Below are 18,587 nucleotides of genomic sequence, written 5' to 3' on the forward strand. Positions count from 1 at the left end.
TCAGCAAAATATGAGAACAAAAGGTCAACAAAGGATTAAAACCCTGACCGGAGGTGAACCCATGCTGAACCAGATCAAAACCGCCATTACCCGCTCGCAAGCCACACTTGTTCAGGATGCGGCGGGCGCGGTGTCACTGGTCGTCATCCTGGTGGTTGCCCTTCACCTTCCCGTGGGTTTCTAAGCCTTTCTGCCTGCGATCTCGTGCCGATTAAGCCGCGCTTGTTTCCCCAATTCAGTCAAGGGTGACTTGCCTGTCCCAATTCCCTTGAGGGGCCAAGCCTCGGCCCCACGCGGATATCCGGACCCCCACGAGAAACGCGTTACCTGCCGCCGCCCTTTCCGCCCGGAAGGTGCGGCGGTTTTTTTTACAATTGGCCCGTTCTGAAGATTTCCATCAGTGCCGATAGAACTGAATTGACCGCAACCGAGGCCAGGATCATTCCCATGACGCGACTGATGATGGCCGATCCGGAATGCCCGATGACCCGGATGATGGGGTCGGCCAACAACATCAATACCGCGGCAATTGCCAAAACCACCAGCATCACCAGCGCGGTAATTCCCTGATCCGCAAAGCTGTATCGATTGTTGTCGGTTAGAATGACGACAGCCAGCATAGCGCCGGGTGAAGCCAAGGACGGCACCGCCAGCGGAAAAATTGCCGGGTTGGGCTTACTTGTGCTGATCGCAGAATCCTCTTCGACCAGGCGCTGATCGGTTTCCGATTTACTTTCCCCGAAAATCATCGTCAGCGCGAACAGGAACAGGATGATCCCCCCGGCCACCTGAAACGAGTTCAGGCCGATATCCAGCGCTTCGATCAGCAATTGACCGAACACAAGAAAAAACAGCAACACACCGGCACTGATCAACGCAGCGAGTAATGCCGTCTTGCGACGTGCCGAAGCCTCGATACCCGCCGTGACGGCAACAAAGACTGGAATTGTACCGATCGGGTCGATCACAACCCAAAGGGTCACGAAATGCTCAAGTAAATTATCCAAAACTCTCTCTCCCCAATTTCAGCCCGGAGACTAGAGAGATTTTCAAAAAAATACCACGTTCAGGCGCAGTTGGCCTGTTCTGCTTTTTCCATCGCCTCGGCCGTCGCGTCCAGCGCCAGCAAGATCGAGGCATGCCGGTTCTTGTAATCGCGGGCAGGCATCAGCAGCTCAAGCCCGTCAAACGGCGCATCGGGAGCAGGGCCTGCTTTTTTTAACATTGCCGAAAGCTGTTCGCGCGCCAGTTCCACCTGCGCCCGGGTCGCGCCAATAATGGCCTGACCCACAACCGAAGCAGAGGCTTGCCCAAGCGCGCAGGCTTTCACATCCTGTCCAAAATCAGAAATCCGCCCATCGCGCAGTTTGACGTCAACGGTGACAGTGGACCCGCACAACGGAGACCTTTTCTTGACGCTCGCGTCAGGGTGATCCAGCCGGTCCAAATGCGGAATATCCGAAGCAAGCGCCAGAATGCGGCCGGAATAGAGCTTGATTAGATCGTTCTCGCCGGACATGGCTTTCCCTCATTGTCTGTTCCCCATACATAGTGGCCAGCCCTCGGGATGCAAAAGGTTTTTGTCATGTCTGAAACACCCGTCTTTGATCCGTCCAACCTGAAATACAACGAATCCGGTCTGATCCCCGCCATCGCTCAGGATGAGCAGACAGGCGACGTTCTGATGATGGCATGGATGAACGCTGAAGCCATTCAGCGCACGCTGGATACACACCGCGTTACGTATTGGTCCAGATCCCGTCAGTCCTTCTGGGTCAAGGGTGAAACCTCGGGGAACATGCAGGAACTGGTGGATTTCCGGGTCGATTGCGATCGGGATTGCCTGTTGGTTCTTGTGCGCCAGACAGGACCGGCTTGTCATACCAACAGACGCAGTTGTTTTTACACTGCCGTAAGAGATGGCAACGAAGTCGAATTGATGGCACCGATGTCGTAGCGGCCGCTATAGCCCGACCATCGCTCGGATATCACCGGGGCTGGCCCCTTCTTCGCGGTATTTTGAGATCGCCCTGGCATCATCACGCTTGGCCAGCCGTTTGCCGGTATCATCCCGGATCAGGCGGTGATGGTGATAAATTGGCGTCGGAAGACCAAGCAGCGCTTGTAGCAGAACATGTATTCGGGTGGCTTCGAACAGGTCCTGTCCGCGAACAACATGCGTGACGCCCTGTGCCGCATCATCCAGAACGACGGAAAGGTGGTATGATGTTCCCATATCACGCCGGGACAGGACTACATCACCGATGCAGGTTTCCATCTCTTCCGGAGTGAACTCAATCACTCCGGTCTCGCCGTTTGGGCCTTCACCCAATTCCGCGAAACTCGCTACCGATGTCATCGGTCCACCTGGTATCGTGCGGTCTTTGAAAAGGCTGGCGGCTTTTTGGGTTGCTGCCGAGATGTCCAGACGAAGCGGGATGTCTGTTGGCCGCCTGTTTCCGCCTGAACCTCGTTCTTTCAGAGTTCCACGACACGTTCCGGGGTAGATGATTCCATCCGGACCATGCAACGGCGCACCTTCTTGTGGGGCGCTGGCGGCAGCCAGAATGTCCCTGCGATTGCAGGTACAAGGGTAAAGCAGGCCCTGAACCCAAAGATCATCAAGCGCTTTTTCATAAATCGCCGAACGCGCGGATTGGCGCATGACTGGTTCAGGCCAATGCAGGCCCAGCCATCTCAGGTCCTCATAAATCTGGTCTTCCCATATCAGCCGCGATCTGGAACGGTCGATATCTTCAATGCGCAGAAGAAACTCTCCGCCTTCGGCAATGGCCGTTTCGCTGGCAAGCAAGGCAGAGTAAGCGTGCCCCAGATGTAACGGACCTGTGGGTGACGGGGCAAACCGGGTTACAAAAGTCACGTCTTTTCTACAACATACACTTCGGACTTCAGGTCCAGGCCGGGCAGGTGCGGACCGTATTCGCGGAACAATAGGCGCGCCGCGCCCATATCCAGCCAGTCATTCAATCGAACGGTGTAAGTATGATCCGCAAGCGCATGATCGTTAAAAGAAAATGCAAGCAACCCGCCTTTGGGAAGCGCATGCATCAGCATATCCAATGTCTCGGGCGGGGCTGCGCCGATGCCGATCACGCCTATCGCTGTGATTGCCTTGTACTCACCAGCCGTCAAAGGTTTTGAGTTTGTGATGTCGAAGGTCTTCAGGTTGCGATAAACCCCTTTGGCCTTGGCCCCTTCAAGCATCTGCGGTGTTGGGTCAGCACCGTCGACGATCTGAAAACCGGCATCCCTTAATGCGACGCCGGACAGGCCTGTGCCGCACCCGTAATCAAGAATTGGTGTCTGTGCCTCGGGCATTTTGGACCATAGCGCCTCGGCAACACGTCCCGGCGTGGCATAACCATTGGCGCCAACCTCGTCATCGTAGGACGGGGCCCATTTCTGATAATGTGCCCGTGTTTCCTGCGGGCTATCCAGATCGTAAGTGTCTTTGAGGTATTTGTCGCTCATACCGGTATGTTAGGCCCGGTTTGCCCGGCGCGTCCAGTCACCAATGCGCAAGCCAGTTCTTCCATTCGGTTTTGGCTCGGTCAGTGTAGGCTTTGTAACGGTCCTTTCGCCCGCGCCGTCCGCCTTTAAGGCCGTCAACTGGGCGAAACAGGCCGAAATTTACGTTCATCGGCTGGAAAGTCCTGGCCTCGGCCCCTCCGGTGATGTGATGGATCAGGGCACCCATGGCACTGTCCTGCGGCACTTCAGGTTTCGAAAGACCCATGATTTCAGCGGCGGCCAAACGACCGGCCAACAGACCCATCGCCGCGCTTTCGACATAGCCTTCAACACCCGTGATCTGGCCAGCAAATCGGATATTTGGTTTGGATTTCAGTCGCATCTGCGAATCCAGCAATGTCGGAGAGTTGATAAAGGTATTTCTGTGAATGCCACCCAAACGCGCGAAGCTGGCGTTCTCCAGCCCAGGGATCATGCGAAACACCTCGGTCTGGGCCCCGTATTTCATTTTGGTCTGGAAGCCGACGATGTTGAACAGCGTTCCCAGCGCGTTGTCGCGGCGCAACTGAACCACCGCATGGGGTTTGACGTCCGGTTGATGCGGGTTCGTCAGGCCAACTGGCTTCATGGGCCCGTGCCGCAAGGTTTCACGACCGCGTTCCGACATGACCTCGATCGGCAGGCAGCCATCAAAATAGCCTGCGGTTTCACCTTCGTGAAACTCGGTTTTGTCCGCAGCCAGCAACGCGTCGATGAACGCCTCATACTGATCGCGATCCATGGGGCAGTTCAGGTAGGCCGTTCGTTCTTCTTCGGTTTCGCCCTTGTCATAGCGCGACTGCATCCAGGCCCGACTCATATCGATGCTGTCGGCGTACACGATCGGTGCGATGGCATCGAAAAAGGCCAGCGACTCGGCTCCGGTCTCTGTGCGGATGGCTTCACCCAAATTTGGCGATGTCAGCGGCCCGGTCGCAAAGATCCATTGTCCGTCATCGGGCAGGGCGGTGATTTCCTCTCCAGTGATCTCGATACGAGGGTGCGCCTGCAATTTGGCGGTGACTGCCTCGGCAAACGGATCGCGGTCAACCGCCAGTGCGCCACCGGCGGGCAACCGATACGCATCGGCGGTTGTCATGATCAACCCGTTTGCGGCGCGCATTTCCCAGTGCAGCAGACCGACGGCGTTCTGTTCATCATCATCCGACCGGAAAGAGTTCGAACAAACCATCTCGGCCAGATTGCCGGTCTGATGCGCAAATGTGCCCACCTTGGGTCGCATTTCGTGAATCACGACATCCACGCCAAGCTCCGCGGCCTGCCAGGCCGCCTCGGACCCGGCCATGCCGCCGCCCACGATATGCAGTTTCTGTGTCATAAGCTGCCACATAGGGCAGAGTGCTGACCGACGCAACAGAACTACGCGCGTCGTATAATGTGCGGATTGAGAAGGGGATCTTGGGGTCGCCGCTGCGGGAATGTCTACGCCGGTGAGAGAGACCAGCTCGGAGGGACCTTCCGCCCACGGCGACCCAAAAGTATCGTTGAGGCCTTAGCCTCGACCCAGCTTTGCCACAGTGTCGCCCTTTTGAAAAGTGCAAAAATACGGACAGTGAGGAAAAAAATGTAAAACAATTGCCTCATTGGTGCCAATTTGGCGGCCGTTTTTCGATAAAAGCCGAGATTCCTTCCTCGGTATCCCGATGCAGCATGTTTTCCGCCATTACGTCGCCGGCATAGGAATAGGCCTGTTGGATTGGCATTTCGAGTTGCTGGTAAAACGCCTCTTTCCCAATTTTTACAGCGGTTCCGAGTTTGGTCGCCAAGTGTTCGGCCAAAGACATCGTTTCATGTTCCAACAACATTTCCGGCACTGCCCGATTCACAAGCCCCAACTCAGCTGCCCTTTCGGAAGAAATGAAGTCGCCGGTGGTCAGCATCTCGAATGCATGCTTGCGCGGGATGTTCCGGCTAAGCGCAACCATCGGCGTTGAACAGAAAAGCCCGATGTTTACCCCATTGACGCCAAACCGAGTGCCTTCGGCCGCTATCGCCAGATCGCAAGTCGCGACAAGCTGGCAGCCCGCGGCGGTCGCGATGCCATGTACCTGCGCGATGACGGGCTGGGGCAGAGACTGGATGGACATCATCATTCGGGCACACCGCGCGAACAAGTCCTGAAAATACCCCCGCCCACGGTCCGGAGCCTGGCGACCGGCGGTCATCTGCTTCAGGTCGTGTCCTGCGCAAAATGCCTTCCCGGCACCGGAAAGGATCACTGCGCGGATCGAGGCATCGGATTTCAGTGCGTCAAGCTCGGCCTGCAGCGCCGCCAGCAATTCGTCGCTCAGGGCATTCAGGCGTTCGGGCGCGTTCATTTTCAGATGTGCGATTGCGCCGGTGTCGTTACGTTCCAGAATTGCCATCTTGCCCTCCTGCTGGCTGTGCGCCAACTCTAGGGCGACAAGGCGAGGAGTGGAAGTATGTCGTTGGCGCTGAACAAAAAAGAACTGTCTGATTATCTGGCGCAGGTCTTTCCGCAGGTTCGCGAGGATTTCATGGTCGAGGAATTGTCTGACGACTCGGTCAAAATGCGCCTGATTGTTGCTGACCGGCACCTTCGGCCCGGCGGTACTATTTCGGGCCCTTCCATCTTTGCGCTCGCCGATGTCAGTGTCTACGCGATGGTTCTGGCCAGAAAAGGGCGGCAGGCCTTGGCGGTTACGACCAGCGCTTCAATGGATTTCCTGCGCAAACCCGATGGCGGCGCGGACATGATTGCACATTGTAGTTTGCTGAAACTGGGGCGGACATTGGCTGTCGGTGATGTTCTGATGTTTTCAGAAGGCTCGGACAAACCCGTCGCGCGGGCCAGCATGACATACTCTCTTCCGCCGGAAGGATCGGCTGCGGCCGCTTTTGGATAAAAAAGGCCGGGGGCATGCCCCGGCCAGGGAAGAGGTCCCAATAATGGGACTGGGGATCTCTAGTTCATCCAGAAATAGCGTTTGGTTTCGCGATAGGCCTGATGCCGGGTCAAACCGACATCCTGCAGCAATTTATCGTCCAGCTTTCCAAGATTGACGCGGCTGCGGCGGCGTTGTTCCCATTTGGTGACCGTCGCAGCAAACCGCACTGCCAGCGCGGCGATCAGCGGCAGCCGGGGGCTGTCGGTCAGCAGCATAAGGGCGGGGTTGTGCATTGCGCGTGTCATGTCATGGTTCCTTTCAAATTGTATTGACACAAAGCGTAAATGTTCGGTACATGTACTTGATACATTCAGGATTGTGTCAAAATCAAAGGAAGAATTGTAATGGATACAATTTGGCCAGAGTCATTGCCGAAATCCAAAGGTCCCAAGTATACATTGGTGGCCGACACAATCCGAAAAGCCATTGATAACAATATTCTGGAAGTTGGTGCGAAACTACCTCCGGTCCGCGAGCTTGCGTATCGACTGCAGATCACGCCCGGCACTGTTGCACGCGCTTATACGATTCTGACGGACGAGGGCTTGCTACACGCCGAGGTCGGGCGTGGTACATTTGTAGCCCCGCCACAATCGCCCATTCTGGACGATGTCTGGGCTAGGCAGCTGCATTTGCGGGATGACAAGTACAACGCAAATGTAAGTCTGTTCAGCCCGCGCCTGGCCGATGCAGGGCAGGTGGCTTTGATCCGGGAATGCCTACAGAAGGTGGCTCAGTCCGATCCCGGCCTTTTCCTGAACTACCCAACGCGTGACGCGTACAAGCCGATGCGTCAGGCGGTGGTCGACTGGCTTTCAGATCTTCCGCTGGGCGCATTGACCCATGATGATATTGTACTGACACACGGCGGACAGAACGGGCTGTGCCTGGTGTTTCAGACTATCTTGCGTGGCCCCAAGCCGGTCGTTCTGGTCGAAGACTTGTCTTACGCCGGGTTCCGCCGGGCCGGAGAGTTGATGCGCGCGCAAGTTGTCGGCGTCAAAATGGACCGGTGGGGAATTGATCCGGACGCGATGGAGCATGTTTTGCGCCAGACCCCGGCGCAGGCTGTCTGCGTCTCGCCCGAAGTACAAAATCCGACCGGGTCACACACGCCACTGGAACGCCGAAAAGAGATTGTCGAGGTCGCCCGCCGCTATGACGTTCAGATTATCGAGGACGATTGTTATCGCATGGGGGACGCCCGCGAGCCAAGCTATCGCGCGTTGGCGCCCGAAAGGGGATGGCACGTTTCTTCGATCTCGAAAATTCTGACACCGGCTCTGCGGGTCGGGTTCGCCATCGCACCAAGGGAGCGTAGCGTGGATCTGCGCCGTTCGGCAGAATACGGATATTTTGGCCTGGCACAGCCTTTGGCCGAACTGACGCGTCTGTTGCTGTCAGATCCCCGGACCCGAAAGGTGACGCAGGATGTGCGCAAGCGGATGGGGGAATATGTGCGCGTTGCGGTAAACGCACTGGGCGGCTTCGATTTGAACTGGGCACCGGACGTGCCGTTTGTCTGGCTGAACCTTCCATCGGGGTGGCGGGCCGCAGCCTTCAGCCGCGCGGCAGAGCGTGAAGGAATTCAGCTGCGCTCGGCAGATGAGTTCGCACTGCGCGATGGTCGCGCCCCGAACGCGGTACGCATTGCCATGAACGGGCATGTGTCCCTTGAACGATTTGAAGATGCGATGCACCGCTTACGGGCTCTGCTAGACAACCCACCCGAACAAATCAGTGTCTGATTGCTAAGGCAGAGGCGATGGGTCCCCGAAGAATCCGGCCAAATGCGCAATTTTTTCTTGTGCATCCAGATGAACAAAATCATGTCCCGCAACCATGACCGAGCCATCGGGCGCCACCATGTGCCACGTAAAATGGACCACGTCATGATGTGATGTCGGGCTGCTGGTAATGTCGACGCGGCCATTCGCATCCTTCAGGACATTCCCAATATGCGCGCACAATTCCTTTCGGCCCGAAACATCAGCGGTTGGATCTACATAACTACCATTTTCCGCGAAGCACTGCGTCAGCAATTCAAGGCGCTTATTCGCATCAGTTTCCTGCCAGGCAGCTCCATACTTCGCTATTGTCCGGGTCAGTTCCTTCATGTGACTTCTCCGCATCCAAAAGGCATGACATACCTGTGACTATATCAGTGTGATGAATGATGGCCATTTTGGAACAAGTTTTTTGGGGTAAAATAATACCTATTTTTTAACCTGCTGTAATTACTTAATTAAATCACGCTTGCACGTATTGACCGTTGATTGCAGTAGGTCTAAACCCCATCCATCGAATTCGGGCCGCTCCGCCAGGGGCGGTCTTTCACATCAAACAGGACTATCCTGCCATGAAAACCTTTTCTGCAACACCTGCAGACATCGACAAGAAATGGATCCTGATCGACGCCGAGGGCGTTGTTCTGGGCCGTCTTGCCTCGATCGTCGCCATGCGTCTGCGTGGCAAGCACAAAGCGTCGTTCACCCCGAACATGGACATGGGCGACAATGTCATCGTAATCAACGCTGACAAAATCCAGATGACCGGCAAGAAGCGCGAAGAGAACTTCTACTGGCATACTGGCCACCCGGGCGGCATCAAATCGCGCACCAAGCAGCAGATCCTCGAGGGTGCACACCCCGAGCGCGTCGTGACCCAGGCGGTCAAGCGCATGCTGCCGGGCAACCGTCTGGCGCGCCAGCAGATGACCAACCTGCGCGTTTACGCCGGTGCCGAGCACCCGCACGAAGCCCAGGCCCCCGAAGTTCTGGACGTTAAGTCCATGAACAAGAAAAACACCCGGAGCTAATGACCGATGGCTGATCAGATCAATACTCTCGAAGAGCTGAGCGCCGTCGCAGGCGTTGAAACCGTGGCCGAAGAAGTCATCGTGCGTGAACCCGTGCGTGACGAACTGGGTCGCTCCTATGCAACCGGCAAGCGTAAAGACGCTGTTGCCCGCGTTTGGATCAAGCCGGGTTCCGGCAAGGTTACCGTGAACGGCAAGGATCAGGACGTCTACTTTGCACGTCCCGTTCTGCAGCTGATCCTGCGCCAGCCGTTCCAGGTTGCCGGCGTGGAAGGTGAGTTCGACGTTGTCGCAACCGTCAAAGGCGGTGGCCTGACCGGTCAGGCCGGTGCGGTCAAGCACGGCATCTCGAAAGCACTGCAGCTGTACGATCCCAGCCTGCGCGGCGCCCTGAAAGCCGCTGGCTTCCTGACCCGCGACAGCCGCGTTGTGGAACGTAAGAAGTTCGGTAAGCGCAAGGCACGCCGTTCGTTCCAGTTCTCGAAGCGTTAATAAGCTACAGAGATTCAGAATTCAGACGGTCGCAAGAAATTGCGACCGTTTTTTTGTTCAGGCGATTGCGCCAGTTGCAGGTGATAAACCGCTGGTTTCGTCTGAACGCAGGTTAATGTTCAGCTTTGCTTTGTTGTACCGCCGCTTCGGCGAGGCCCATGAACCTTTGCCTAATCTGATCAAGTTTGCGCTTGTTCATACGGCGCGACCAGCGGCGTATGGGTATCATCTGCTTGCTGCCAAAACTGTCGATCCATACCCACCGCCCGGACCCGTCAGAGTACGACTGATAGACAATATTTCCAGCATTCTTGTTGCTGATAAGGACCTGTTCTTCGACCAACATGTCAAAGTGTTTGTTCAGTGAATCCAGATGTTCCTGCGTTAGACGCCCGCTTTGGGCCAGCTCCTTTAGGCTGGGTGACAATTGGCCGTCCGGTTCCGAGATGCGCTCGTACATCAGCGCAAGACCCAGATTGGTTTGGATCACGCCGCGGACTTCACAGACCGGAATAGGTTCGTCTCGGTTCTGATAGCGAACCATCAGGTCAAAGGACTCATGAAATTCGCGCAAGAACCCTTTGAACACCGTAGACCGGCGAAAAAGACGGTCGAACAAGGTGTCCGTCACCAGGTTGGCGTTTTCGTCCTGGGTATGCGGTTGCGGAATTTTCAGAAGCGTGTCCGGCGAGTCAGGGTGTTGATAAACAAACTGACGGTTTCCCTGCGCTATGACTTCGCAGTTTTGCAGGTTCAGCCGATTTTCGATTCGAGATGTAGCCATACCGCCAGATAATAACAGTTTCGTGACAGCGCAAGCTTAGCGGGTGCCGAGATCAGCGCCATGCACCCAATATGCAAGACCCGCCCAAGCGGGCGGGTCGTAGTTGCTGAATTCAGGTAAGGAGTTTCCCTGAGCTATTCCTCATAGACCAGTTTCCAGGCTCCGTCTTCAACCACGTTGACATAGACTGAATCGGCGCCCTGATGATCTTCGGGACCGAATGACATGTGATTCCCGATCAACTCGTCCTGATAGTCCAACGTTTCCATCGCGGCGATGAAGCTGTCGTGCGTCAGATCAGGGCCTGCGGCTTCAAGCGCCATGACCATCATTTCCGCCGCTGAATACCCCAGCATCGCAAAGCCCACCGGGTCTTCGCCGGTAGCCGCTTTGTATTCTTCAATGAAGGCTGCGGGCGCAGGTTCATCTGCCCGCGCCCACAAGTCCTGCCAGGAGGCTGCGGCGTAAAAGCCTTCGGTCACGCCGCCGGGCACCTGGGCGACCACGGTCAGGAAGCTGGCCGAGGTGCCGAGGAATTTCATATCCTCAAGGCCCATCTTCTTGGCAGTGCCCACAACGGTTATCGCCTGCCTTACCCCAAGCGCTATCGTCACGATATCGCATCCTTCATCCCGCAATTTGCTGAGCGAGCCGACGAAATCCGTCTCATCCGGCTTGTGCGTGGTCTCGGCGACAAAGCTGATGCCTGCTTCTTCGGCACCTGCCTTCGTTCCTTCAAGGATTTCTTCCCCGAAGTCTGTCGGCAGATACATGCTGCACACCGCCTGAGACCCGAACTGACCGGCCAGATACTTCACACCAACACGGCTTTGATCGAAGTAGGTCGAGAAGGACGTGAATTTGTTGCGCATTGGCTCCTGCAACATCTGACGCGCGGCTGTCAGAGGGGCAACGTTGGGAATCCCTTTTGGATCCAACAGCTTGAATCCCGCCAAGTTCATTGGCGTTCCCAGCGATTGCAGCATGGCAAAAACCTTGTCGCGATTCAGCAGCTTGTTATAGCCCTGCATGGCGCGTGGCATCTGATAACCGTTGTCTTCGACGACAAAGCGGATGGTCCGGCCATGAACGCCACCTTCGGCGTTCACTCGGTCAAAGACCACATTTGCGCCCTTCGTGGCAGGAACACCAACTGCAGCGAAGATCCCGCTCAGATCATTGACCGAACCGATGACGATTTCGCTATCTGTGACGCCCTGCGTTTCGGCCATCGCCAGATTCGGCGAAACCGACAGGGCGGCGAATGCTGCCAGTCCTTTCATCACGTTCTTCATATTCATCCTCCCTTTGGCGTACACCATGCCTATTCGTACATATTTTCAATGAGATGTGTGTACTTCTTTTCAACTAAACTCCGTTTGAGCTTCATGGTGGCGGTCAGTTCGTCGTCATCGGCGGTCAGCAGAACGTCGATAAGGCGAAAGTCCTTGATCTGCTCAACGCGGGCAAAGTCGTCGTTGACCGACGATACTTCAGCGCCAATCAAATCCCTTATTTCGGGGGCTGCACACAGGGACGCAAAGCTTGAAAACGGGATTTTCCGGCCTTGCGCGTATTTTTCTACGTTTTCCTGATCAATCATGATCAGGGCGGTCAGATACTTGCGCTGATCCCCGATGATGACCGCGTCCGAAATGTAGTGGCTGAACTTCAGACGGCTTTCAATTTCGGCCGGAGTAACGTTCTTGCCGCCAGCAGTGATTATGATGTCTTTCAGGCGTCCCGTGATGGACACAAAGCCATCTTCGTCGATGCGGCCCATATCGCCTGTCTTAAGCCAGCCGTCGGCCGTAAATGTCTCGGCCGTTTTTGCGTTGTTGCGCCAGTAACCCTGGAAGATGTTTAACCCCTTGATCTGAATTTCGCCTTCGTCCGAAATCCGGATGTCATTGTTTGCTACGGCCTTGCCAATTGAACCGATCTTGTTGTCTGTCAGCGTGTTGATGGACGCCAGCCCGGCTGTTTCCGTCATGCCGAACCCTTCGATCAACGGCACGCCGATGGCCCAGTACCATTTCAGCAGCTCTTGCGAGATCGGCGCTGCCCCTGTGCCACCGCGCCGAATTCGATCCAGCCCCAGCATACGCCTGAGATTTCGCAACACCAGCCTGTCCCACAGCCAAAAGCGCGCGGAAATGCCCATCGGAACAGGCCTGCCGGAAAGCAGGTATTCAGCGCGGCGGTAGCCGGCCTTCAGGGCCATTCCATAGGCTGCGCGTCCTATCGGCGTAGCCTCCTGCGCCATGATCTGAACGTGTGAGAAGATTTTCTCCCATACCCGCGGAACCGCCGTGAAGGTTGTGGGTGAAACTTCCTGCAGGTTGGCAAAAACCGTCTCCGGGCTTTCCGCGAAGTTCACCGTGCACTTCGCGGCCAGAGGGAAGAATACCGATACATCCCGCTCCAGAATGTGACACAGAGGCAGGAAACAAAGCTGTTCGTCACTGGCCATGGTCGGCATGGAGTGCGCTCCGGCTTCGATGGCGGCCAGAATGTTCTCGTGACTCAGCATTGCGCCTTTCGGCATTCCGGTGGTGCCGGACGTGTAGACCAGCAATGCCGTATCCGGAGGAGAGGCTTTGGCAATTTCTGCCGAAAACCGATCCGGTTCTTCTGCAGCGGCCTGTCTCCCGATCTCATACAGGTCATCGACCATCAGGCAATGTGGATGATCCAGATCGTGCAGGCCTTCGTCCTCAAGGATGATGACCTTCAGAAGACCGGGAACGTCGCCTTGTATCTCGAGATACTTGTCCAGATGCTCTTCGTTTTCAACAATCAGAAACCGGCTGCCGCTGTCATTTATCAAATAGTTCAACTGCTTGGCCGAGTCAGTTGTATAAACCCCCGAGGCGATGCCACCGACGGCCTGAATGCCCATGTCGAACCAGGCCCATTCTTTGCGGTTCTCGGAAAGGATTGAAACGACCTCGCCCCGTTGCAGGCCAAGTTTCCGCAGTCCAAGCCCGATCCATTCGGCATGTTTCCAGTAGTCATTCCACGAGTAGGACTTCCAGATGCCATAATCCTTTTCGCGGTGCGCCGTCCGGCTGCCCAGTTCCAAACAGCGTTTTCGGAACAACTGACCGATGGTGATGCAACCATCCACGCAAACCGGGCGCTGACCTGGCATTGCATTGTACTGAACACCGTTGATCGTCGTCTGAGGGGGCAGGGGGCTGATATTCATCCGCCTACCTCCACGTCTTTCTGCGCTTCCAACGGCGGTTTTCGCGCGCACCGTCCTCTTGCACGCCCAGATAGAAGTTCCGGACATCGTCGGATTTCATCAGATCGCCGGAAGGCCCGTCCATGACGATGCGGCCGACTTCCATCACATATCCATAATGTGCCAGTTCCAGCGCTGCGTTTGCGTTCTGTTCAACCAGCATCATTGTCATGTTCTGTTCTTCGTTCAGACGTTTCAGGATGCCAAAAATCTCCTGCACCAAAATGGGTGATAGCCCCAACGACGGCTCATCCAGCAGCATGATCTTCGGGTTCGCCATCAGCCCGCGCCCGATTGCCAGCATTTGCTGTTGCCCCCCCGACAGCGTCCCGGCCTCCTGATGCCGCCTTTCTTTCAGGATCGGGAAATAGGAAAAAACCAGTTCCCGGTCCTGCTCGACACGTGTTGTGTCGGTCGAAGTATAGGCTCCAAGGCTTAGGTTCTCATCCACTGTCAGCAACGGAAAAACTTCGCGCCCTTCAGGGACGTGCACAATTCCTTTCCGAACGACGATGTGCGGCTCGGCCCCCTGAATGTCGTGACCTTCAAAGGTGATCTGCCCCTTTTCCGGGTCCATTACACCCGAAATGGTTTTCATCAGGGTCGTCTTGCCAGCACCATTCGCGCCCAGGATGGAAACGATCTGGCCCTCGTGTACCTCCAAAGATACACCGCGTATGGCCATGATCGGGCCATAGAAGCTTTCGACATTGCGGATGGTCAGGATCGGTTCTCTCATGAAGCCTTTCCCAGGTACGCTTCGATAACGGCCGGATGCGACTGAACTTCTGCCGGTGTTCCCAGGGCCAGCCGGGCACCGTCCGCCATGGCCAGAACCCGATCCGACACGCCGGACACCAAACCCATATCATGTTCGACCATCAGCACAGTTATACCCATTTGCCGCCTGATATCGTCGATCCACCACCGCATGTCTGTTGTTTCTTCAACGGAAAGACCCGATGCCGGCTCGTCCAGCATCAAAAGGCCGGGTTCGGTGGCCAATGCCCGCGCTACCTCGACGACTTTGCGGACACCGTAGGGCAGGCCCGATATCATCTTGTCGCGAAAGGCCTGCAGGTCGAGGAATTCAATGATCTCTTCAACCTTCTCACGGTTTTCAATCTCCTGTCTTTTTGCGGACGGTGTGAACAGAACCTGAGAAAGTAAATTAGCTTTACGATGCCGATGCCGCCCGACCAGCAGGTTTTGCAGGACCGTGGCATGCTCGAACAGCTCGATATTCTGGAATGTGCGCGCAACACCAAAACCGGCAACGCCAGAGGGTTTAACCCTCAGCAGATCATGTCCGTCGAATATGACGGATCCGGAAACTGGATCATAAAACCGGGATATCAAGTTGAAAACGGTAGATTTTCCCGCACCATTTGGACCAACGATTGCGAAAACCTCACCCTTTTCAACTGAAAACGACAAGTCATTTACGGCCGTCAGTCCGCCAAACTTGAGGGTGACGTTTTCGAAGTTCAGAAAACTCATCTCAGACGCTCCGTTCTGAGATAGGATTTCTGCCTTTTGAACATATCTCTTCGGTAGAAGGGAAACAGCTCAAACCATGTGCGTATTTTCAGCCAGCGGCCGTAAATGCCCATCGGCTCAAATAGAATGAACCCGATCAGGATCATCCCGAAAATACCAAACTCCAGTCCCGGAATGGCAACCGTGTTCCCGCCGATCAAGGTCCCGACGTATTCCTTTGAAATGGAAAGGAACTGCGGCAGGAAACCAATGACGATCGCGCCCAGAAAGGCACCATGGATTGATCCAAGCCCGCCGATCACGATCATCATCAGCAACTGAATCGAAATCAGGACACTGAAAGTCTCGTTATTAAATGCGCCGGCAAACATGCCCATCAGCGCGCCAGCCCAGCCCGTGACCATGCAGGACAAGGCGAACGAGATCATTTTGGTTCGGGCGATATCCACGCCCATGGCCTGTGCGGATACCTCGGAATCCCGCACGGCGATAAAACTGCGCCCCAAAGGAGTGCGCAGAAGGTTGATATAGCCCAATGTGACAACAACCGAAATTGACAGAACCAGCCAGTAGAACCAGGACGGCGTTGCCCAGCGATCCACCGGATGCCCGAAAATCTCGACCCCGCCCAAATACTTACCCGAGACACCTCCGGTAACGGGTTCGGCCAGCACTATTATGTCGTCCATGAGAATAGACAAAGCCATCGTGAAGATCGCCAGGTAAATCCCATGCAACCGCAGGGCAGGGATGGCAACAGTTACTCCGGCGATGCCGGTCAAAACCCCGGCCAATGGAAACGCGACCATAAACGGAATTCCAGCCTCGATCAGAATGACATTGGCGTAACATCCAACGGCCAGAAAGGCAGCGTGACCCAGACTGACCTGTCCGGTGTGGCCGGTCAGCAGCATCAATCCCAGTCCTGCGACCGCCCAGATCAGAACGTTTGTCAGTTCACCAAGATAGAAATCGTCCAGCCACCAGGGTGCGGCGGCGGCTATGGCAAGCAAGGCCAGGTACATTCCCAACTGGTACCCGTCCTTCCACGGTCTGATGTCCTGCAAGTAACTTGTTTTGAAAACAACCCGCATGATCAGACCTTCTTGATACGTACTTGGCTGAACAATCCGTTGGGTCGGAAAACCAGCACGGCCAGAAGCAAGGCGTAAGGGGCGATCTGGCTGTAACCCGCCGCGATGTAACGGCTTGCAAACGGTTCGATGACCCCAACAATCAACCCACCCGCCAAAGCGCCGGGCAAGCTTCCGAAGCCGCCGATAACGGCAGCCGCGAAGGCCTTGATACCAAGCAGTCCTGTTGTCGGGTCGACCGACCCCTTGGCGGCGAACATAACACCCGCAATAGCTGCGACAACACCTGCCAGTGCCCATACAAAGCCCTGAACGCGCCGCACCGGGATGCCCATGTAATAAGCAGCCAGTTGGTTCTGCGAAGCCCCCTGCATCGCCAGTCCGAGCTTTGTTCTGCTGAAAAACGCGTAAAGACCCCAGGTCAGAACAAAAGTGACGCCAATGACGGCCACGTCTTCCATCCCCAGAACCAGTCCGCCGAACCGGACCTCCTTGCCCGCCAAAGGGTTTTGCAGAGTTTGCGGCTCGTGCCCCCAGATCAAACCGGCGGCGAACCGGATGACAAAGCCCAGAGCAACTGTCAGGATTACAACAGCAGTCTGACTTTCGCCAAACAGGCGTCGGATAATCAGACGCTCGAGCAGATAGCCCAAAGCGCCCATCACCGTGAAGGAAATTGGCAGAGCAAGCCAGAAAGGCAGTCCCATATATTCGGTATTCGTCAGGCCGATGGTCACGAACGCCCCAAGCATCATGAAATCGCCCTGTGCGAAATTCACGGCCTCTGTTGCTTTGTAGATCAGCACAAAGCCAAGCGCGATCAGACCGTAGACACATCCGTTTGCCAACCCGCTGACCAGCAACTGCGCGTTGTCCAAAATCACCTCCCACGTCCGGTATGTCCGGAATCATTGGTGCCCGGTCGTTCAAAGGACGCCGCGGCTTGAGAATACTATGGCGCGATAATCACCGTTTCGTCACTCTTTTTTCGCGGCATTAGTAGGTTGACGGCAAAATTTCCCGAGATAAGCCTTTCTGAAATTTCATTTTTCCAGCGCTCATTCTCCGCAGAGGGCCTTGGGAAAATGGGAACAAGTGCATTGTTGGATAATGCAAGACGGGGGCCGGTCCGGAAACCGACCCCATCAGATTTATTGCTGCGTGAACAGCTGCTGCAGTTCCTGAATTTTCAAAGCAATCGTTTCCGGCGAAGCCTTGATTTCATCCAGAATCTTGATCGTCTGTGTCTTGACGTCTTGAGTCAGAGTGCTTTCCTGAACCGCTGCAACCATCTTGTCATAGTCAAAGTTCTGCAGGGTCAATGCGCCTTCTTCGATCCAGGACGAAAGCAACTCTTGGCCTTCGCTGCTCAGCGATGCGACCTGCTCGCCGGCCTGATCGGCCAGGTCTGTTGCGGTCTGTCCGGCCTGCTCGGCAAGCTCTGCCGCCTGATCCGAGATGGATGAGGCGGCTTCACTGGCCTGCTCCGTTGCGTTTTGCAGCGCTTCGCTGGCGGCATCCTGCACGGCGGATGCAGCTTCGCTGGCCGCGTCGGCTGCATCCTCGGCGGCCGATTGCAACTGTTCTGCCGGTGTCGGCTCGGGTTGGTTCAGGATGTAATAGGCGCCTGCGCCAATGGCGGCGATGGCGATTCCGATAATTAAAGTGCGCGACATGAGTGTCTCCTTCAATTCTACTCGGTCGAGATGGGTCAAATCTACCCTTGGGCAAAGGGGGAAATCTCTGGATTTCTTTGCAAATTCGGATCTTGGGCCACTGCACGCTGATCCGACCGTGCAACAGCGGCAAGAATGTGCCGCCGCATTGTTATTAGGCGTTGCTTCTTTGAAATAGACCGATCCGGTGATTGACGTCGGGCTGTTTAGAAAGAAACACTCTCATGTTTTTCAGGCAATGATTTTGTCTTCTTTCAACCGCGTACAGGCGAATGTTAACGCGACAAAAGCCACAACACGCCGATGCACCAACCTCCTAAGTCGGCTCAAACAATACTTGTGGGGAGTATGGCGGAGAGACAGGGATTCGAACCCTGGGTGGGCTTGCACCCACAACGGTTTTCGAGACCGCCCCGTTCGACCACTCCGGCACCTCTCCGCGGGGGTCTGTGAGGGGGGGATTTAGTGAGGAACGCGCAGGGGTGCAAGCGGAAAATTCCCGAATTTCGAAT

General features: G+C 55.7%; 22 protein-coding genes and 1 tRNA gene. 6 read left to right on the forward strand and 17 right to left on the reverse strand.

Features of this window, described 5'->3' with window-relative positions; translation table 11 throughout:
- Positions 1-61: 61 nt before the first annotated feature.
- Positions 62-184: a hypothetical protein gene (locus tag ACR0CG_RS08290; RefSeq protein WP_480524034.1), complete on the forward strand. Its 123-nt coding sequence runs from the start codon at positions 62-64 to the stop codon at positions 182-184.
- A 184-nt stretch (positions 185-368) separates the two neighbouring features.
- Here the strand turns inward: ACR0CG_RS08290 and ACR0CG_RS08295 are convergent, their stop codons facing one another.
- The gene (locus tag ACR0CG_RS08295) at positions 369-1,007 is read right to left on the reverse strand and encodes a MarC family protein (RefSeq protein ID WP_170615071.1); all 639 of its coding nucleotides are present in this window, start codon (positions 1,005-1,007) and stop codon (positions 369-371) included.
- Between the two features lie 59 nt (positions 1,008-1,066).
- Positions 1,067-1,519, reverse strand: coding sequence for an iron-sulfur cluster assembly scaffold protein (locus ACR0CG_RS08300; protein ID WP_480524037.1), 453 nt, complete (start codon positions 1,517-1,519; stop codon positions 1,067-1,069).
- A gap of 48 nt (positions 1,520-1,567) precedes the next feature.
- On the opposite strand from ACR0CG_RS08300, the gene hisI reads away from it, so the two are divergent.
- Positions 1,568-1,957 (forward strand): phosphoribosyl-AMP cyclohydrolase, encoded by a 390-nt coding sequence (hisI, locus tag ACR0CG_RS08305; RefSeq protein WP_480524039.1) that lies wholly within the window; start codon positions 1,568-1,570, stop codon positions 1,955-1,957.
- A gap of 6 nt (positions 1,958-1,963) precedes the next feature.
- Here the strand turns inward: hisI and gluQRS are convergent, their stop codons facing one another.
- The 4 genes from gluQRS to ACR0CG_RS08325 form a co-directional block, all read right to left on the reverse strand.
- Positions 1,964-2,881 carry a tRNA glutamyl-Q(34) synthetase GluQRS gene (gluQRS, locus tag ACR0CG_RS08310; protein ID WP_480524041.1) on the reverse strand — a complete coding sequence of 306 codons (918 nt, stop codon included), beginning with the start codon at positions 2,879-2,881 and terminating at the stop codon, positions 1,964-1,966.
- Entirely contained in the window at positions 2,878-3,492 is a 615-nt protein-coding gene (locus ACR0CG_RS08315) for a class I SAM-dependent DNA methyltransferase (protein WP_480524043.1), read from the reverse strand. The genes gluQRS and ACR0CG_RS08315 overlap by 4 nt, the downstream gene beginning before the upstream one ends.
- A gap of 37 nt (positions 3,493-3,529) precedes the next feature.
- Entirely contained in the window at positions 3,530-4,870 is a 1,341-nt protein-coding gene (gene trmFO, locus ACR0CG_RS08320) for a methylenetetrahydrofolate--tRNA-(uracil(54)-C(5))-methyltransferase (FADH(2)-oxidizing) TrmFO (RefSeq protein ID WP_480524045.1), read from the reverse strand.
- A 262-nt stretch (positions 4,871-5,132) separates the two neighbouring features.
- Positions 5,133-5,945 carry an enoyl-CoA hydratase gene (locus ACR0CG_RS08325; RefSeq protein WP_480524047.1) on the reverse strand — a complete coding sequence of 271 codons (813 nt, stop codon included), beginning with the start codon at positions 5,943-5,945 and terminating at the stop codon, positions 5,133-5,135.
- A gap of 30 nt (positions 5,946-5,975) precedes the next feature.
- Here ACR0CG_RS08325 and ACR0CG_RS08330 point away from each other — a divergent pair, with 30 nt between their 5' ends.
- On the forward strand, positions 5,976-6,419 hold the full coding sequence (locus ACR0CG_RS08330; protein WP_170806327.1) for a PaaI family thioesterase: 444 nt from the start codon (positions 5,976-5,978) through the stop codon (positions 6,417-6,419).
- A gap of 59 nt (positions 6,420-6,478) precedes the next feature.
- On the opposite strand, the gene ACR0CG_RS08335 is transcribed toward ACR0CG_RS08330, so the two are convergent.
- Entirely contained in the window at positions 6,479-6,706 is a 228-nt protein-coding gene (locus ACR0CG_RS08335) for a DUF1127 domain-containing protein (RefSeq protein ID WP_170615063.1), read from the reverse strand.
- 99 nt (positions 6,707-6,805) lie between these two features.
- Between ACR0CG_RS08335 and ACR0CG_RS08340 the strand changes: the two genes are divergently transcribed.
- Positions 6,806-8,209, forward strand: coding sequence for an aminotransferase-like domain-containing protein (locus ACR0CG_RS08340; RefSeq protein ID WP_480524049.1), 1,404 nt, complete (start codon positions 6,806-6,808; stop codon positions 8,207-8,209).
- A gap of 3 nt (positions 8,210-8,212) precedes the next feature.
- Here the strand turns inward: ACR0CG_RS08340 and ACR0CG_RS08345 are convergent, their stop codons facing one another.
- A complete protein-coding gene (locus ACR0CG_RS08345) occupies positions 8,213-8,578 on the reverse strand; it encodes a nuclear transport factor 2 family protein (RefSeq protein WP_480524051.1) in 366 nt (121 codons plus the stop codon).
- A 242-nt stretch (positions 8,579-8,820) separates the two neighbouring features.
- On the opposite strand from ACR0CG_RS08345, the gene rplM reads away from it, so the two are divergent.
- Complete coding sequence (gene rplM / locus ACR0CG_RS08350; protein WP_039536983.1) at positions 8,821-9,279, forward strand: 50S ribosomal protein L13; 459 nt, start codon at positions 8,821-8,823, stop codon at positions 9,277-9,279.
- Positions 9,280-9,285: 6 nt separating this feature from the next.
- Complete coding sequence (gene rpsI / locus ACR0CG_RS08355) at positions 9,286-9,771, forward strand: 30S ribosomal protein S9 (RefSeq protein WP_170615060.1); 486 nt, start codon at positions 9,286-9,288, stop codon at positions 9,769-9,771.
- A gap of 112 nt (positions 9,772-9,883) precedes the next feature.
- Here rpsI and ACR0CG_RS08360 read toward each other — a convergent pair whose 3' ends face one another.
- The 9 genes from ACR0CG_RS08360 to ACR0CG_RS08400 all read right to left on the reverse strand — a co-directional run bounded on the left by ACR0CG_RS08360 (position 9,884) and on the right by ACR0CG_RS08400 (position 18,514).
- Complete coding sequence (locus tag ACR0CG_RS08360) at positions 9,884-10,555, reverse strand: YrbL family protein (RefSeq protein WP_480524054.1); 672 nt, start codon at positions 10,553-10,555, stop codon at positions 9,884-9,886.
- 134 nt (positions 10,556-10,689) lie between these two features.
- Positions 10,690-11,850 (reverse strand): ABC transporter substrate-binding protein, encoded by a 1,161-nt coding sequence (locus ACR0CG_RS08365; RefSeq protein WP_480524056.1) that lies wholly within the window; start codon positions 11,848-11,850, stop codon positions 10,690-10,692.
- A 29-nt stretch (positions 11,851-11,879) separates the two neighbouring features.
- The gene (locus tag ACR0CG_RS08370; protein WP_480524058.1) at positions 11,880-13,766 is read right to left on the reverse strand and encodes an AMP-dependent synthetase/ligase; all 1,887 of its coding nucleotides are present in this window, start codon (positions 13,764-13,766) and stop codon (positions 11,880-11,882) included.
- Between the two features lie 4 nt (positions 13,767-13,770).
- Positions 13,771-14,544, reverse strand: coding sequence for an ABC transporter ATP-binding protein (locus tag ACR0CG_RS08375; RefSeq protein ID WP_480524060.1), 774 nt, complete (start codon positions 14,542-14,544; stop codon positions 13,771-13,773).
- Positions 14,541-15,305 (reverse strand): ABC transporter ATP-binding protein, encoded by a 765-nt coding sequence (locus tag ACR0CG_RS08380; protein ID WP_480524062.1) that lies wholly within the window; start codon positions 15,303-15,305, stop codon positions 14,541-14,543. The genes ACR0CG_RS08375 and ACR0CG_RS08380 overlap by 4 nt, the downstream gene beginning before the upstream one ends.
- Complete coding sequence (locus ACR0CG_RS08385; RefSeq protein WP_480524064.1) at positions 15,302-16,399, reverse strand: branched-chain amino acid ABC transporter permease; 1,098 nt, start codon at positions 16,397-16,399, stop codon at positions 15,302-15,304. The genes ACR0CG_RS08380 and ACR0CG_RS08385 overlap by 4 nt, the downstream gene beginning before the upstream one ends.
- Positions 16,400-16,401: 2 nt before the next feature.
- A complete protein-coding gene (locus ACR0CG_RS08390; protein ID WP_480524131.1) occupies positions 16,402-17,277 on the reverse strand; it encodes a branched-chain amino acid ABC transporter permease in 876 nt (291 codons plus the stop codon).
- A gap of 273 nt (positions 17,278-17,550) precedes the next feature.
- Positions 17,551-18,075: a hypothetical protein gene (locus tag ACR0CG_RS08395; RefSeq protein WP_170615052.1), complete on the reverse strand. Its 525-nt coding sequence runs from the start codon at positions 18,073-18,075 to the stop codon at positions 17,551-17,553.
- Positions 18,076-18,424: 349 nt separating this feature from the next.
- Positions 18,425-18,514, reverse strand: a tRNA-Ser gene (locus tag ACR0CG_RS08400).
- Positions 18,515-18,587 lie beyond the last annotated feature (73 nt).

This window comes from Ruegeria sp. AB8 (assembly GCF_056542605.1).